The 13,350-nt window shown below is 70.8% G+C and carries 11 protein-coding genes; 3 read left to right on the top strand and 8 right to left on the bottom strand.

Translation table 11 applies throughout. The annotated features are described in order from the left end of the window. Nucleotides 1–32: 32 nt before the first annotated feature. Complete coding sequence (locus AB5I40_RS16355) at nucleotides 33–707, bottom strand: FadR/GntR family transcriptional regulator (protein ID WP_344286079.1); 675 nt, start codon at nucleotides 705–707, stop codon at nucleotides 33–35. A 48-nt stretch (nucleotides 708–755) separates the two neighbouring features. Between AB5I40_RS16355 and AB5I40_RS16350 the strand changes: the two genes are divergently transcribed. Then, complete coding sequence (locus AB5I40_RS16350) at nucleotides 756–2,030, top strand: CynX/NimT family MFS transporter (protein ID WP_370939346.1); 1,275 nt, start codon at nucleotides 756–758, stop codon at nucleotides 2,028–2,030. A gap of 104 nt (nucleotides 2,031–2,134) precedes the next feature. On the opposite strand, the gene AB5I40_RS16345 is transcribed toward AB5I40_RS16350, so the two are convergent. The 3 genes from AB5I40_RS16345 to AB5I40_RS16335 all read right to left on the bottom strand — a co-directional run bounded on the left by AB5I40_RS16345 (nucleotide 2,135) and on the right by AB5I40_RS16335 (nucleotide 4,834). Continuing rightward, complete coding sequence (locus AB5I40_RS16345) at nucleotides 2,135–2,407, bottom strand: hypothetical protein (protein WP_370939345.1); 273 nt, start codon at nucleotides 2,405–2,407, stop codon at nucleotides 2,135–2,137. 101 nt (nucleotides 2,408–2,508) lie between these two features. Continuing rightward, complete coding sequence (locus AB5I40_RS16340) at nucleotides 2,509–3,903, bottom strand: mycothione reductase (protein WP_370939344.1); 1,395 nt, start codon at nucleotides 3,901–3,903, stop codon at nucleotides 2,509–2,511. Nucleotides 3,904–3,973: 70 nt separating this feature from the next. Next, on the bottom strand, nucleotides 3,974–4,834 hold the full coding sequence (locus AB5I40_RS16335; RefSeq protein WP_370939343.1) for a M15 family metallopeptidase: 861 nt from the start codon (nucleotides 4,832–4,834) through the stop codon (nucleotides 3,974–3,976). A gap of 172 nt (nucleotides 4,835–5,006) precedes the next feature. Between AB5I40_RS16335 and AB5I40_RS16330 the strand changes: the two genes are divergently transcribed. Then, nucleotides 5,007–5,825, top strand: a complete 819-nt coding sequence (locus AB5I40_RS16330) for a trypsin-like serine protease (protein ID WP_370939342.1) — start codon at nucleotides 5,007–5,009, stop codon at nucleotides 5,823–5,825. A gap of 20 nt (nucleotides 5,826–5,845) precedes the next feature. Continuing rightward, the gene (locus AB5I40_RS16325) at nucleotides 5,846–6,274 is read left to right on the top strand and encodes a GNAT family N-acetyltransferase (protein WP_370939341.1); all 429 of its coding nucleotides are present in this window, start codon (nucleotides 5,846–5,848) and stop codon (nucleotides 6,272–6,274) included. A 146-nt stretch (nucleotides 6,275–6,420) separates the two neighbouring features. On the opposite strand, the gene AB5I40_RS16320 is transcribed toward AB5I40_RS16325, so the two are convergent. From AB5I40_RS16320 to AB5I40_RS16305, 4 genes are all read right to left on the bottom strand, one after another. Beyond that, nucleotides 6,421–7,587 (bottom strand): 8-amino-7-oxononanoate synthase, encoded by a 1,167-nt coding sequence (locus AB5I40_RS16320; protein WP_370939340.1) that lies wholly within the window; start codon nucleotides 7,585–7,587, stop codon nucleotides 6,421–6,423. A 1,032-nt stretch (nucleotides 7,588–8,619) separates the two neighbouring features. Then, nucleotides 8,620–10,350, bottom strand: coding sequence for a DEAD/DEAH box helicase (locus AB5I40_RS16315; protein ID WP_370939339.1), 1,731 nt, complete (start codon nucleotides 10,348–10,350; stop codon nucleotides 8,620–8,622). A 319-nt stretch (nucleotides 10,351–10,669) separates the two neighbouring features. Next, the gene (locus tag AB5I40_RS16310; protein WP_370939338.1) at nucleotides 10,670–11,626 is read right to left on the bottom strand and encodes a serine protein kinase RIO; all 957 of its coding nucleotides are present in this window, start codon (nucleotides 11,624–11,626) and stop codon (nucleotides 10,670–10,672) included. A 186-nt stretch (nucleotides 11,627–11,812) separates the two neighbouring features. Then, nucleotides 11,813–13,336, bottom strand: coding sequence for an FAD-dependent oxidoreductase (locus AB5I40_RS16305; protein WP_370939337.1), 1,524 nt, complete (start codon nucleotides 13,334–13,336; stop codon nucleotides 11,813–11,815). Nucleotides 13,337–13,350 lie beyond the last annotated feature (14 nt).

Raw genomic sequence — 13,350 nt, 5'->3', positions numbered from 1 at the left:
TCAGATTCCCTCAAGGAGCCCTTCACGGACTTCTACAAGTCCTCCGCCCGCGCGATCAGCACGTCCAAGAATCCCGCCGCCTCGGCAGCGGACCGATCCGCGTCGCGGGCCTCGATCGCGTCCACCAGCTCCCGGTGCCGGATCATCTCCGCGTGTTCCGGATTGTCCGAAGTGGACGCCACGCTCGCCGTGATCGCCTCCATCAGGCCGCGGTACAGCTCCAGCAGCAGCCCGTTGTGCCCGCACCGGACGACGACCTGGTGGAATTCCGCGTCGCTGCGGGCGAAATCGTCGAGGCGGCCTTCGTCCCAGTCGGTGTCGCGGCGGTTGAGCAGGACGCGCAGCTCGGCCACGTCTTCGTCGGTACGCGCGGTCGCGGCCAGCCGAGCGCCCTCGACCTCCAGCAACCGGCGCACGTGCAGGACCTCGCGCAGTTCCGTGCCGCACAGCCGGCGGATCGCGCCGGACACCTCGCTCGTCGCGCGCACGTACGTGCCGTCGCCCTGGCGGACCTCCAGGATCCCGGTGTGCGCCAGCGCGCGCACGGCCTCACGGACCGTGTTGCGCCCGACGCCCAGCTGCGCGGACAGCTCCGGCTCGGTCGGGATCCGGTGCCCGATTGGCCATTCTCCTGCGGTGACCGCCTCGCGCAGCTGGTCGATGACCTGGTCGACGAGTCCGGCGCGGCGGGTGGTGGCCAACGGCACAGCCTGATCCCTTCATCCAATCATCCTACGTATGCGATAGTAGCGCACATGTCCGCCGATTCCCGAGACTCAGCAGCCGTGTCCACCGCCACCTATTCCGACCGGCTCGAGCTCGAACTGGAAGGCAGCCTCGAGGAAGAGGTGCCCGCCGGACGCCGACCGGGCGTGGTGGCCGGCGGCGTGCTGCTGGCGGTCGCGGTGGTGCTGACGGCGATGAACCTGCGGCCGGCGATCACGAGCGTCGGCCCGCTGCTCGCGGAAATGCGCGGAAGCCTCGGCGCGTCCGCGGTGTGGGCGAGCATCCTCACGACCCTGCCCGGCCTGTGCTTCGCGGGCGCCGGCTTGGCCGCGCCCGTGCTGTCACGTCGCCTGGGCATCGGCCCGGCGATCGGCCTCGCGCTGGCGGTGCTGACCGCGGGCCTGGTGGTTCGGGTGCTCGACGGACCGTACGTCGTGCTCGGCGGCACGCTCATCGCCACCGCCGGAATCGCGCTGGTCAACGTGCTGATCCCAGTGGTCATCAAGGATTCGTTCCCGGCTCGCGTCGGGCTCATGACCGGCGTCTACACCGCGGCCCTGCAAGGCGGCGGCGCGGCGGGTTCCGCGCTGAGCCCGCCGCTGGAATCGGTCCTCGGCGGCTGGCGTGCCGCGCTCGGCGCGTGGGGTGTGCTGTCGGCGATCGCTTTGGTGGCTTGGCTGATCGCTTCGCGCGGCGCCGGTCGTCCGCCGCGTCCGGCCGCCGGCACCGCTCCCGCCCGGTCGCTGATGCGCAGCCCGCTGGCGTGGATCGTCACGATCTTCTTCGGCTTGCAGTCGTTCATCGCCTACGTCGTGATGGGCTGGCTGCCGCAGGTCTTCATCGACGCGGGCGTCAGCAAGGCCGACGCCGGTCTGCTGCTCGGCCTGATCTCGGTGATCGCGGTGCCGATCAGCCTGGTGATCCCGCCGATCGCGGCGCGGCAGAAGAGCCAGAGCCCGTGGATCGTCGGAATGGGCGTCTTCGGCGCGGCCGGGATGCTCGGTCTGGTGATCGCGCCGGGGTTCTCGCCGCTGCTGTGGAGCATCCTGCTCGGCATTGGGATGAGCGTGTTCTCCCTGGCGCTGACGGTGATCGCCCTGCGAGCCCGCAGCGGCGCCGAGACCGCGCGGCTGTCGGGAATGGCGCAGGGCTTCGGATACCTGCTGGCGGCGGTCGGCCCGTTCGTGTTCGGCTTGCTGCACGATGCGACCGGGAGCTGGACGGTGTCGTTGATCGTGCTGCTCGTGGTGATGGTGACGCAGATGATCTTCGGCGCACTGTCTGGGCGGCGTCGGTTCGTCTGATCTGACGGAAGAACGGGCGGCCGGTAATCCACCGGCCGCCCGTTCTTTTGGTCCCTGGCTCCGACGGGGTCTGCCCACTGTGGACACTCCCGTCGGACAGTCGCCTAACTCGCCAGCGCCGCGTCTTCCAGCACCGGCCCGGGAAGCTGGCCCGTGCGCCGGACATCGTCGAGCGCGGCCACCGCGACCGCGAGGCATTCCGCGGCCCGTTCGGACGGCATCGCCCGAAGCTCCTCCAACAACGTCAGCGTCGCGGCCGTCGTCCCGAGCTCCGCCCGCCGCGCGGCGAACATCAGCTCGAGATCCGTGACTTCGCTCCAGCGAGCGGCCAAATCTTTCGCGGCCACAACGAATCCCCCGGCGATCATGTCGGTCATGTCAGTCCCCGCACCTCCGCGAGAACACTAACAACGCGACATCCTTGTTACCCGATTCGGGAATCGCCTCCCCGCGAGATCAACTCTGGGTATCCCCGGGGTCAGTCGAGCGGCAGGTTCAGCAGCGCGTTCTCCACCAGTTCCGGCATCGCTGGGTGGATCCAGTACTGCCCGCGCGCCATCGACCTCGCGTCGAGGCCGAAGCTCATCGCCTGGATCAGCGGCTGGATCACCGTCGACGCCTGCGGGCCGATGATGTGCGCGCCCAGCAGCTGCCCGGTCGCCGGGTCGGCGAGCAGCTTCGCGAAACCGGTGGTGTCCTCCATCGCCCAGCCGTAGGCGATGCCCGCGTAGTCCTGCTTCGAGACCACAAAGGACAGTCCGCGATCGGCCGCCTGCGCCTCGGTCAGCCCGACCGACGCCACCTGCGGCGAGGTGAACACCGCGTGCGGCACGAAGCGGTGGTCGGCCTTGATCCGGTCGTCCGGATGCGCCAGATTGTGTTGCACCACCCGGGCTTCGTGGTTCGCGACGTGCTTCAGCTCCAGCGGCGACGAGATGTCCCCGAGCGCGTAGATGCCTTCGACGGACGTCTGCTGATAGTCGTCCACCACGACGTGCCCGCGCGCGGTGGTGGCGACGCCGGTGGCACCCACGTCGAGCAGGTCCGAGTTCGGCTTGCGGCCGGTGGCGACCAGGATCAGGTCGGCCTCGACGGTCTCCGCTCCCTGCGGGCCTTCGAGATCCAGCGCGACGCCGTTGTCCGTGCGGCGCGCGCGAACCGTCTTGCGGTCCAGCCGGACGTCGAACCGTTGCGAAGCCAGTTCGGTGAACCGGGCGCTGACGTCCGCGTCCTCCTGCCGCAGCAGGGCGCCGGAGCGGTTCACCATCGTGACCGCGACGCCGAACGACGCGAAAACGTGCGCGAATTCCGCCGCGATGTAGCCGCCGCCGAGGATGACGATCCGTTCCGGCAGGGCGTCGAGCCGCATGATCGTGTCGGAGGTGTAGTAGCCGGTTTCGGCCAGCCCCGGCACGTCCGGGATCACCGGCCGCCCGCCCGCGGCGAGCACGAACCGGTCCGCGGTGACGACCTCGTCCTGGCGGCCGTCGGGGAAGCTGACGCGCAGTTCCTTCATGCCGGTGAACCGGCCCTCGCCGCGGTAGACGTCGACGTTGCGGTTGTCTTCGTGGTTCTCGCGGTACTGCGCGCCGCCCTCGGCGATCGGGTCGATCCGGCCGAAGATCCGGTCCCGGATGTCCGGCCAGCGCACCGCGGTGAGCTCCTCGTCCACGCCGAAGCGCGAGCTGCCCGCGGGCGTCGCGGCGACGTCGGCGGCGTAGACGAACATCTTCGTCGGGATGCAGCCGACGTTCAGGCAGGTCCCGCCGAACACGCCCTTCTCGACGATGGCCGTCCGGAGGTCGGCGAACTCCGGCCCGAGGATCGAGTTTCCCGATCCGGTCCCGATGATCACCAGGTCGTAGTGCGGCACGGCGGTCCTTCCCGAAAGCGCTCTGCTGCCAGCCTAGTCAACCCCGGCGCCCCGCCCCGGTGTTCCCGGATCACTCGCCGTTGGCTGTGAAATGCATCCGGTCGACCGGCGACTTCCACGCCCCGCCCCACTGCCAGCCCGCTCCGGCGAACGCGCGCACGATCGGCCCGTCGGCGGTGACCATCCCCGGCCGCACGTTCGCGCGGTCCAGGTAGGCGGACGCCAGCTCCGGGACCACGAGGTCGTCCTTGGTGTACGGGTTGCAGAACGGATTGACGTCCACCGCGAGCCCGTACGCGTGCGCGGACCAGCTCTTCTGCCCGCGCATCGGACGGCAGACGAACGCGCTGGTGTTGTTGCCGTCTCCGGTCGGCGGCGCGTCGAGTTCGGCGGGGGAGGTGATGCGCATTTCCTCGATGGGGAACTGCTGCGCGTAGAGCTCGCTGAACGCTTTCACCACCGCCGAGGCCCCGTCCTTGTTGACCAGCAGCTCACCGGTGTGCGCGCGATGGTCGAAGCCCCAGAAGGAAAGCGTGACGTAGCGGAGATCGGCGGACGACACCGGGCACGCGGCCTGCCAGGTGCTGCGCTTGAGCACGGTGTCGGGGACGTCGGCGATCTTCGCGGTGTACGTCGTGCTCGCCGGCGGCGGAAGGAAGTCCCGAGTCGGCAGCGAACGGTTCACCAGTTCGGGTGGAGTTGGCTGGATCTCGCCGAAACCGTCCGGGCGCAGCGGCAGCGGACGAGCACCCACCTGCCAGGTGACGGCGGGCGCGCTCGTCGCTGTCCGAGTTGCCGGAAGTGTCGGACTGGCCGGTGCCGACGGCGCGCTCAACGGGCTCGGCGGGGGAGCCGCCGGGGTGCTCGTCGCACATCCGGCCAGCAAGAAGACTGTCAGCACGCTGGCCGTCGCGGCTGTTATCCGTCGCATGACTCCACCTAAGCGAATGCGCTCGGTGTATAGAGAGTCCACCCGTTCCAGTGACACCGTTTTGGGCTTGGCCCGTTTAGGGTAATCGCGGCCGTGTGTGCACGCGCCGGAGTCAGTTGATTCCTGAGCGCGTCCAGGCTGTGCTGTCGTAGTGCCGATGAAGGGAAAGCCCATGCCCGCGAAGTTCCGTCGTCCGGTCCTGCTCGCGGCGGGGACGCTGCTCGCCGCCGGGATCGCGGTCCCGGTCGGCTCGGCCTGGGCGTCGACGCCTTCCGACCCCGGCTCGCACGCGCAGCCGCGGATCGTCGGCGGCAGCGAAGCCTCGCTGGCCGACCATCCGTACGCGGTGTACCTCACCGACCAGAGCGGTTCGCAGTTCTGCGGCGCGGTGATCGTGAGCCCGTCCGCGGTCGCGACCGCCGCGCACTGCGCGAAAGCCCTGCCGAAGTCGTCGGTCCACGTGGTCGCGGGCCGCCAGGACAAACGCGGCGACGACGGCGTGGAACTCGGCGTCTCGCGGGTCTGGGTGAACCCGGACTACAGCGACCCGACCAAGGGCGACGACATCGCGGTCCTGACTGTGCGCGGACGGCTGCCCTACCGCGCGGCGAAGCTCGCGGGCAAGAGCGACCAGTCGCTGTACGCGGAAGGCACGCAGGCGACCGTGCTTGGCTGGGGACGGCTTTCCGAAGGGGGCGAGCGGTCGGACGTGCTGCGCAGCGCCCAGGTGCCGGTGGTCAGCGACTCCACCTGCAAGACGGCCTACGACACCTACGACCCCGCGAGCATGGTGTGCGCCGGCTACCCGCAGGGCGGCCAGGACGCGTGCCAGGGAGACTCCGGCGGCCCGCTCGTCGAGGGGGACACCCTGGTCGGCATCGTGTCCTTCGGCGACGGCTGCGGAAAGCCGGGCAAGCCCGGGGTGTACACGCGGGTTTCGCAGTTCTCGGACGACATCGCGGCGCAATCCCAGGCGCGGCTTTTCGGCTGAGCTGTGTTAAGCAGGGTGGTGTGACGACTCTGCACCGCGCCGCTGGGCCCGACCTCGCCGCTGCCGACCTGTACGAGATTCTCCGGCTGCGGTCGGAGGTGTTCGTGGTGGAACAAGACTGCGTGTACGCGGACATCGACGGGCGCGATCTGCTTCCGGAGACGCAGCACCTGTGGCTGGCTTCCGACACGGAGATCCTCGCGTACCTGCGAGTGCTGGCCGAGCCTGGCGGTGGGCGGATCGGCCGCGTGGTGACGGCGAAATCGGCGCGGGGCCAGGGGTTGGCGGCGCAGTTGATGGCTGCGGCGTTGGACGGTGCGGAGGGCGAGTTCGTGCTGGACGCGCAGACGTATGCGCAGGGGCTTTACGCGCGGTTCGGGTTTGTGGCTGAGGGTGCGGAATACCTTGAGGACGGGATTCCGCACATCACCATGCGTCGTCCGGGTTAGTCGCGCGGTCTGGGTGTCTGCCTGGTCGCGATTGGCCCGACGTTGAACGGTGCCGTCGAGGAACACGTGCTGGATCCGCAGGGGCTTTATGCGCCGTTCGGGTTCGTCGCCGAGGGGTTCCCGCGCAGCACCATGCGCCGCTGCGGTCAGCCGCGGGGAGCGGTCGCCGAGATCACCTTTACCGCGCGGTCGACGTCCGCCTCCGACAGGTCCGCACGGGCGGTGAGACGCAGCCGGGAAACGCCGTCCGGCACCGCGGGCGGACGGGCGCAGCCGACCTGGATTCCTTGCTCCGCACAGGCTTCCGCCCACGCGGCGGCCGCTTGCGGCGACGGCGTCTGCACGGCGACAATCCCGGCTTCCGGCAGTTCGACCGGCACGCCAGCGTTCTTCAGCCCCATCGCCAGGTTTGCGGCGTTCTCGATGACCTTCGCCGGCAGCTCCGGTTCGGATTTGAGCACCTGCAACGCGGTCAACGCGGCGGCGGCGCTGGCCGGGGCGAGGGCGGTGTCGAAGATGAAGCTGCGCGCGGTGTCGACGAGATGCCGGATCACGCGGCGCGGACCGACAACGGCGCCGCCTTGCGCGCCAAGGGCATTGGAGAGTGTCAGCGTGGTGACGACGTCCGGCGCGGACGACAGCCCCGCGGCGTGCACCGCGCCCCGGCCGCCTTCGCCGAGGACGCCGAAGCCGTGTGCGTCGTTGACCACCAGCGCGGCACTGTGCGTACGGCAGATTTCGGCGAGTTCGCCCAGCGGCGCGAGTTCACCGTCGGCGGAGAACACCGAATCGGTGACCACAATCGCACGCGGTTTGCGGCGCGTGGCCAACGCGTGCTTGATCGCCGACGGGGTCGCGTGCTCGACGGCCGCGATGTCCGCGCGGGACAGCCGGCAGCCTTCGACCAGCGACGCGTGGACGTACTTGTCGGTGACGATCGCCGATTCGGCCCCGGAGAGGGCCGTCACCGCGCCGAGGTTCGCGGTGAATCCGGAGGAGAACACCAGCGCCGCTTGGGCTCCGCAGAACCGGGCGAGCTCGTGTTCGAGCTCCGCGTGGAGTTCGGTGGACCCGGTGACCAGGCGCGATCCGGTCGCCCCGGCACCCCAGCGCAACGCGGCCGCGGCGGCTGCCCCGGCGACGCGCTTGTCCCGGGCGAGGCCGAGGTAGTCGTCGCCCGCGAGGTCGAGCACGGCGTGCTGCGCCGGACGCGGAGTCAACCGCCGGGAGAGACCGGCTTCCGCGCGCCGCTGGCCTTCGGTTTCAATCCAGTCGAAGACGTTCTCAGGCGGCAGCGGCGGAGTGTCAGTCACCCAGGCAGTGTCGCATCCGGCCGGGTAGCGCGTTTGCCGCCCCCGCCTCGGCGATGGCGGGAAGCGGGGCGGGGCAACGGAAACCAGGTTGGTTCGGCGGCTTCGGGTATGGCTGGTTGGTGGAGCGTGGTCGGCCGGGGGTGGCGCTGTTCGGCGACGACCGCTGCGCTGGGCGGGGCTTGCTCAGTAGCGGCCACTGCGGCTGATGGCTGGCTGGTGGAGCGTCGTTGGCCGGGCGAGGCGTTGTTCGGTGGCGACTGCGGTGCTGGGCGAGGTCCTGCTTGGTGCTGGCCGCTGGGTTTCGGGTGTGGCTGGTTGGTCGAGCGTGGTCGGCCGGGCGTGATGGTGTTTGGCGGCGATCGCTGTGCTGGGCGCGGTCTTGCTCGGTGGTTACCGCTGTGGCTTATGGCTGGCTGGTGGAGCGTCGTTGGCCGGGCGAGGCGTTGTTCGGCGACGGCTGGTGCGCTGGGCGAGGTCCTGCTTGGTGCTGGCCGCTGGGTTTCGGGTGTGGCTGTTGGTCGAGCGTGGTCGGCCGGGCGAGGTGTTGTTCGGTGGCGACTGAGGTGCTGGGCGAGGTCCTGCTTGGTGCTGGCCGCTGTGGCTGTGGGGCATGGCTGGCGGAGTGTGGTCTGCAGGGCGAGGCGTTGTTCGGCGACGGCTGCTGCGCCGGTCGAGATCGTGTCCGGTAGTGACTGCTGCGGCAGGCGAGGCATTGCTTGGCAGCGACTGGCTGCGCTGGACGAGATGCTGTTCGGAGGCGGCTGTCAGGGCGGGCGTGGCGTGTTCGGTGACGGCCGCTGGGGCAAGCGCGCTGGTGTTGCGCAGCGACTGTTGCGCCGCGCGTGATGTCTTTCGGCGACGACAGCTGCGGAGGGCGAGGCCCCGTCCGGCAACGGCGGCTGAGCCGGGCGCGACGGGGTGCGGTGACTGGCAGCGAGCCGGGCCGTTGCGGTGGGCGAAACGCCCCGGTGCCTGCCGGAAACGAAGAACGGCCCCGCCGAAGCGGGGCCGTTCTCAGCGTTCAGACGTCACTCAGGCGTCGTGTCCGCGGCGCGGGCCGCGGCTCGGGCGGCCGAAGCCGCCGCCGGCGCGGGACTGCTTTCGGCTGCGGCTGTAACCGCCGCCGCCGTGGTTTTCACGGGAGCCGTAGCCGCCTTCGCGGGCGTAGCCGCCCTCGCGACCACCTTCGCGCGAGTAGCCGCCTTCGCGACCGCCCTCGCGGGCGTAGCCGCTGTCGCGCGAGCCGCGGCCCTCGTACGAGCCACGGTTGTAGCCGCCTTCGCGGGAACCACCGCGGTCGTCACGCGAGCCGTAGCCGCCACGGTCTTCGCGGGAGCCGTAGCCGCCGCGGCCGCCTTCGCGGGAGCCGCGGTAGCCGCCGCCCTCGCGCGGGCCGCGGAAGCCGCCTCGGTCGCCGCCGCCGAAGCCTCGGCCGCCGGAGCGGCGCGGGGACTCCCGGCGACGCTCCACCACCGGCTCGCCGCTCGGCTCGCGGGCGCCGGTGATGCGCGACAGGTCCTCGTCGTGGGTGCGGATCATCGTGGTCTCGGCGCGCACGCCGGCCCGGTCGGTCATCCGGCGGACGGTGCGCCGCTGGTCGTGCGTCACCAGGGTGACGACGATGCCGGACGCGCCCGCCCGGGCGGTGCGGCCCGCGCGGTGCAGGTAGTCCTTGTGGTCCGCGGCCGGGTCGACGTGCAGCACCAGCGAGATGTCGTCCACGTGGATGCCGCGCGCGGCGACGTCGGTGGCCACCAGGACCGCCGCGTGGCCTTCCTTGAAGTCGGCGAGGACGCGGTTGCGCTGGCCCTGGGTCTTGCCGCCGTGCAGGGCCACCGCGTGCACGCCGCTCTCGCGCAGCCGCTCGGTGAGCCGGTCCACGTGGTGCTTGGTGCGCACGAACATGATCGTGCGGCCCTCGCGGGCGCCGATCCGGGTGATGATGTCCTGCTTGTCGGAGTGCGACACCTGGAACAGGTGGTGGTCCATGGTGGTGACGCTCGCGGTCGACGGCGCGACCGAGTGCGTGACCGGGTCGGCCAGGTACTGCCGGACCAGCTTGTCGACGTCGCCGTCGAGCGTCGCGGAGAACAGCAGCCGCTGCCCGCCGGGAGGGGTCAGGTCCATGATCTCGCGGACCTGCGGCATGAAGCCCATGTCGGCCATCTGGTCGGCCTCGTCGAGCGCGATGAAGTTGCAGTCGCCGAGCGAGGCGGTGCCCTGGCGGACGTGGTCCGACAGCCGGCCCGGGGTGGCGATCAGCAGGTCGACGCCGCGGGCGAGCGATTCGGCCTGGCGGCCGAAGGACATGCCGCCGACCGCGGTGCGGCACCACAGGCCGAGCGACTTGGCCAGCGGGGTCAGCGAGTCGGCCACCTGCATGGCCAGCTCGCGGGTCGGGACCAGCACGAGCGCGCGGGGGCGCTTCGGGCGGGCCTTGCCGCCGTCGAGCCGGGCCAGGATGGCCAGGCCGAAGGCCAGCGTCTTGCCGGAACCGGTCTGGGCGCGGCCCAGCACGTCGCGGCCGGCCAGCGCGTCCGGGATGGTCGCGGACTGGATCGGGAACGGCGAGTCGATGCCCGCCTCGGCGAGCGCCCGCAGCAGCGGCTCGGGCAGGCCCAGCTGGGCGAAGGTCTTCACGGCGGGGGTCTCCACCGTGTCGTCGTGGAGAACGTCTCCACCGGCTGGCCGGTGCCGCGGCTTGCGCTCGGGGCGGCCCGCTCGGGAGCGGGCGGACTGGCCGGAGTCGTACGTGATCGTCACAAATGCCTCTCGGACGTGGCACGTCGCAAGGAGGCCCGGGCTGCCCGCGCGCAGGCAGGGCAAGATGGTGTGGCGATGGGCGTTCACAGGGACGGACCCGGTGCGCCGAGCCATGGCGTGGCACACCGACGGAAATTGCTTCGGATGGCCGCGAGTCCTTCTGCGGACTGTGGAGGCGACGGACACCAACTCATCCACGCCGCCGTTGCGGTCTTGACACACTGTACCTGAGAGAGAGCGGTTGCCCCGCACCCAGGTGCGCGGTTGTGGGCGGGGTCGCAGGTGTGCGCTGCGGCACATCGCGGCCCCGCCCGTCCGCTCAGCCGAGACCGGCCGCGTTTTCCAGTTCCCGCACCAGGTCATCGGTGTCGGTGACCTGTTCGGACAGTCCGCGGCCGCGGAACCAGCCGGCGAGGTTCGCGACGTCGCGGGCGAGGAATTCCCGGCCGCGCGGGTTCGCGATCACGTCGACCGCCTGGGGAAGGTCGATCACCATCAGGTGACCTTCGTGCACCAGGAGGTTGTACGCGGACAGGTCGCCGTGCGCGAGCCCTTGTCCCGCCAGGAGTTCCAGCGCGGACACGGCCTGCTCCCACAGGTCGGCCAGCTCGTCCGGTTCGGGCCGCAGCTGCGCCAGCCGCGGCGCGGCGGTCCCGTCGGATTCGCCGAGGAATTCCAGCAGGATCTCGGTGCCGTGCCGCTGCACCGGATACGGCACCGGCGCGCCGATCGTCCACAAGCGACTGAGGACGGCGAACTCCGCCACCGCCCACTGTTCGGCGATCAGGTTGCGGCCGAACGAGGTGCGCCCGGCCATGGCCCGCATCTCGCGGGACCGGCGCATCCGCCTCCCTTCGAGGTAGCCCGCGTCGCGGTGGAACAGCTTGTGCTCGTCTGAGCGGTATCGCTTGGCCGCCAGCAAAACGCCGTCTTCGCCGGGAAGATTGCGGCGCAGCAGATGGACATCCGCTTCTTTGCCGGTCTTGAGCACGCCGAGGTCGGTGTCGACCGCGGCGAGTTCGGTGACCACCCAGTCCGGCCGCGGATGCGGACCCTGGTCGGCGTCGTCCCAGTTGGTCCATCGGTCGGCGCCGTCGGGCAATTCGGTTTCGGTGTAGGCGTCTTCGCGAAGCTGGGAAAGCCGGACTCGCTCGGCTTCGGTGAGCCGTCCCCGGCGGGCCGGGGCAGGCCCGTCGTCGTAGCTGGGGCGACGGCGCATCCGGCGGTCGGTGTAGTCGGAGGCGTCGGCAAATTCGTCGAAATCGTGCTCGCGCACTGGTGGGTTCTCCTAGATCAGGGTGCCCACCGGGCGAGCGCGTGCTCTAGCCGAGGCGGGCGGGCGGAAGAGGGCAGGACAGCGCCCGGACAATCTCCACGACGCACCTCCCTTTCTTCCGGCAGCCGGCGGCAACCCGCCGGACGCCGCTCACTGTGCCGCCCGCCTCGAACCCGCGCAACTCATTTATTTCGCCCCCGCCCAGCGCGCTAGTGCGGCGTCGAGGAGTTTCTGGTCGTCGCTCCCGGAACTCGCCCACACGATCACCCCGTCCGGCCGGACGAGGAGGCTCGGTTCACCGGCCGGATCGGCGACGTACGCGAGCCGGTCGGACAAGCCGGACACCGCGAACCGGCCGTCGGCGGAGCGGTCGACGAGCACGAACCGGCCGTCGTGCGCGTGGTCGGCGAGGCGGGTGCCGGACGTCAGTTCGACGTCCCCGGCGATCGAGCCGACCGGTTCGGCAGCGTTGTCGGCAGTGCCGGACACGTCGTAGCGCTGCAGGATTCCGGACGACAGCGCGACGATCCGGTTCATCGCGGCGGGCACCCGGAGCAGTTCGCCGCCGACGATCTTGCGCAGTTGCTCGGTGCGTCCGTCTCCGCGCAGGAGCGCGACCTGAGCGCGGGTCCAGTCGAGGACGCCTGCGCCGACCGGGTGGCGTTCGGTTTCGTAGGTGTCGAGCAGTCCGGCCGGAGCCCAGCCCTGGACGGTCGCGGCGAGCTTCCAGCCGAGGTTCGCCGCGTCGCCGAGACCGAGGTTCAGGCCTTGTCCGCCAAGCGGGGAGTGGACGTGCGCCGCGTCGCCGGCCAGGAACACGCGGCCTTGCCGGTAGCGCCGCGCCTGGCGTGCGTTGTCGGTGAACCGCGTTGCCCGGCCGCGGATTCCGGTGATGGTGACCGGCACCCCGGTGACATCGCGAACGGCTTCCTGCAGCTCTTCGACCGACACCGGCATGTCGCGATCCTCCGGCGGCTGCCGGAACCGGCTGAGGAAGATGCGGCCGGGAACCGGGCCATACGCGTAGACGCCGCGCGGCGTCCACGTCCAGCCGGGACGCAGGCCGCTCGCGTCTTCGAAGTCGGCGATGGCCTGGTAGCCGGTCATTTCCGGGTCCGTGCCGTCGAACTCGATGCCGAGTTGCTTCCGGATGACGCTCCGCCCGCCGTCGGCCGCGACGAGCCAGCTCGCGGTGAACTCGCCCGCGCTCGTTTCGACCGTCACGGATTCGTCGGCGGCCTGAACGCCGTGCACTTCGACGCCGCGTCTGAGGTCGACGCCGAGCCGGGCGCAGTGTTCGGCGAGCATCTGCTCGACTTCCTGCTGCGGCACGCCGAGCCCGTTCGACACTGCCCGGTGCGCGACGAGCACGGGGTCGTTCTGATCGATCAGGTCGTTGTCGAACAGGAACCCGGCGAAGTGCCCGGCGGCCAGGAACCGCCGCCCGCCCCGTTTGGCGGCCTCCACTGTCGGGCCGAATTTGCCGACCGACGCGAGGAACAGCTGCTGCGCTGCCTCCGCCGCGGGCAGCAGGCCGCGCCGGTCGAGCAGTTCGGCGCTGGCGACGTTGACCGACCCGGCCTTGAGGTTCTGGTCCGGTTCCTCCAGCCGGTCCAGCACGGTCACTCCCACCCCGCGCAGCGCGAGCTCCCCGGCGAGGAACAACCCGGTGGGCCCTGCCCCGGCGACGATCACCTCAGTCCGCTCCATGACCTTCTCCCCTT

Source organism: Amycolatopsis sp. cg13, from assembly GCF_041346965.1.
Lineage (GTDB): Bacteria > Actinomycetota > Actinomycetes > Mycobacteriales > Pseudonocardiaceae > Amycolatopsis.
This window is presented reverse-complemented; position numbering and strand designations above follow the sequence as displayed.

Excerpts from the sequence above, each read along its gene's own strand:
- AB5I40_RS16335 (WP_370939343.1), bottom strand. The coding sequence starts at position 4,834 with ATGCGACGGATAACAGCCGCGACGGCCAGCGTGCTGACAGTCTTCTTG.
- AB5I40_RS16350 (WP_370939346.1), top strand. The coding sequence starts at position 756 with ATGTCCGCCGATTCCCGAGACTCAGCAGCCGTGTCCACCGCCACCTAT.
- AB5I40_RS16330 (WP_370939342.1), top strand. The coding sequence starts at position 5,007 with ATGCCCGCGAAGTTCCGTCGTCCGGTCCTGCTCGCGGCGGGGACGCTG.
- AB5I40_RS16345 (WP_370939345.1), bottom strand. The coding sequence starts at position 2,407 with ATGACCGACATGATCGCCGGGGGATTCGTTGTGGCCGCGAAAGATTTG.
- AB5I40_RS16305 (WP_370939337.1), bottom strand. The coding sequence starts at position 13,336 with ATGGAGCGGACTGAGGTGATCGTCGCCGGGGCAGGGCCCACCGGGTTG.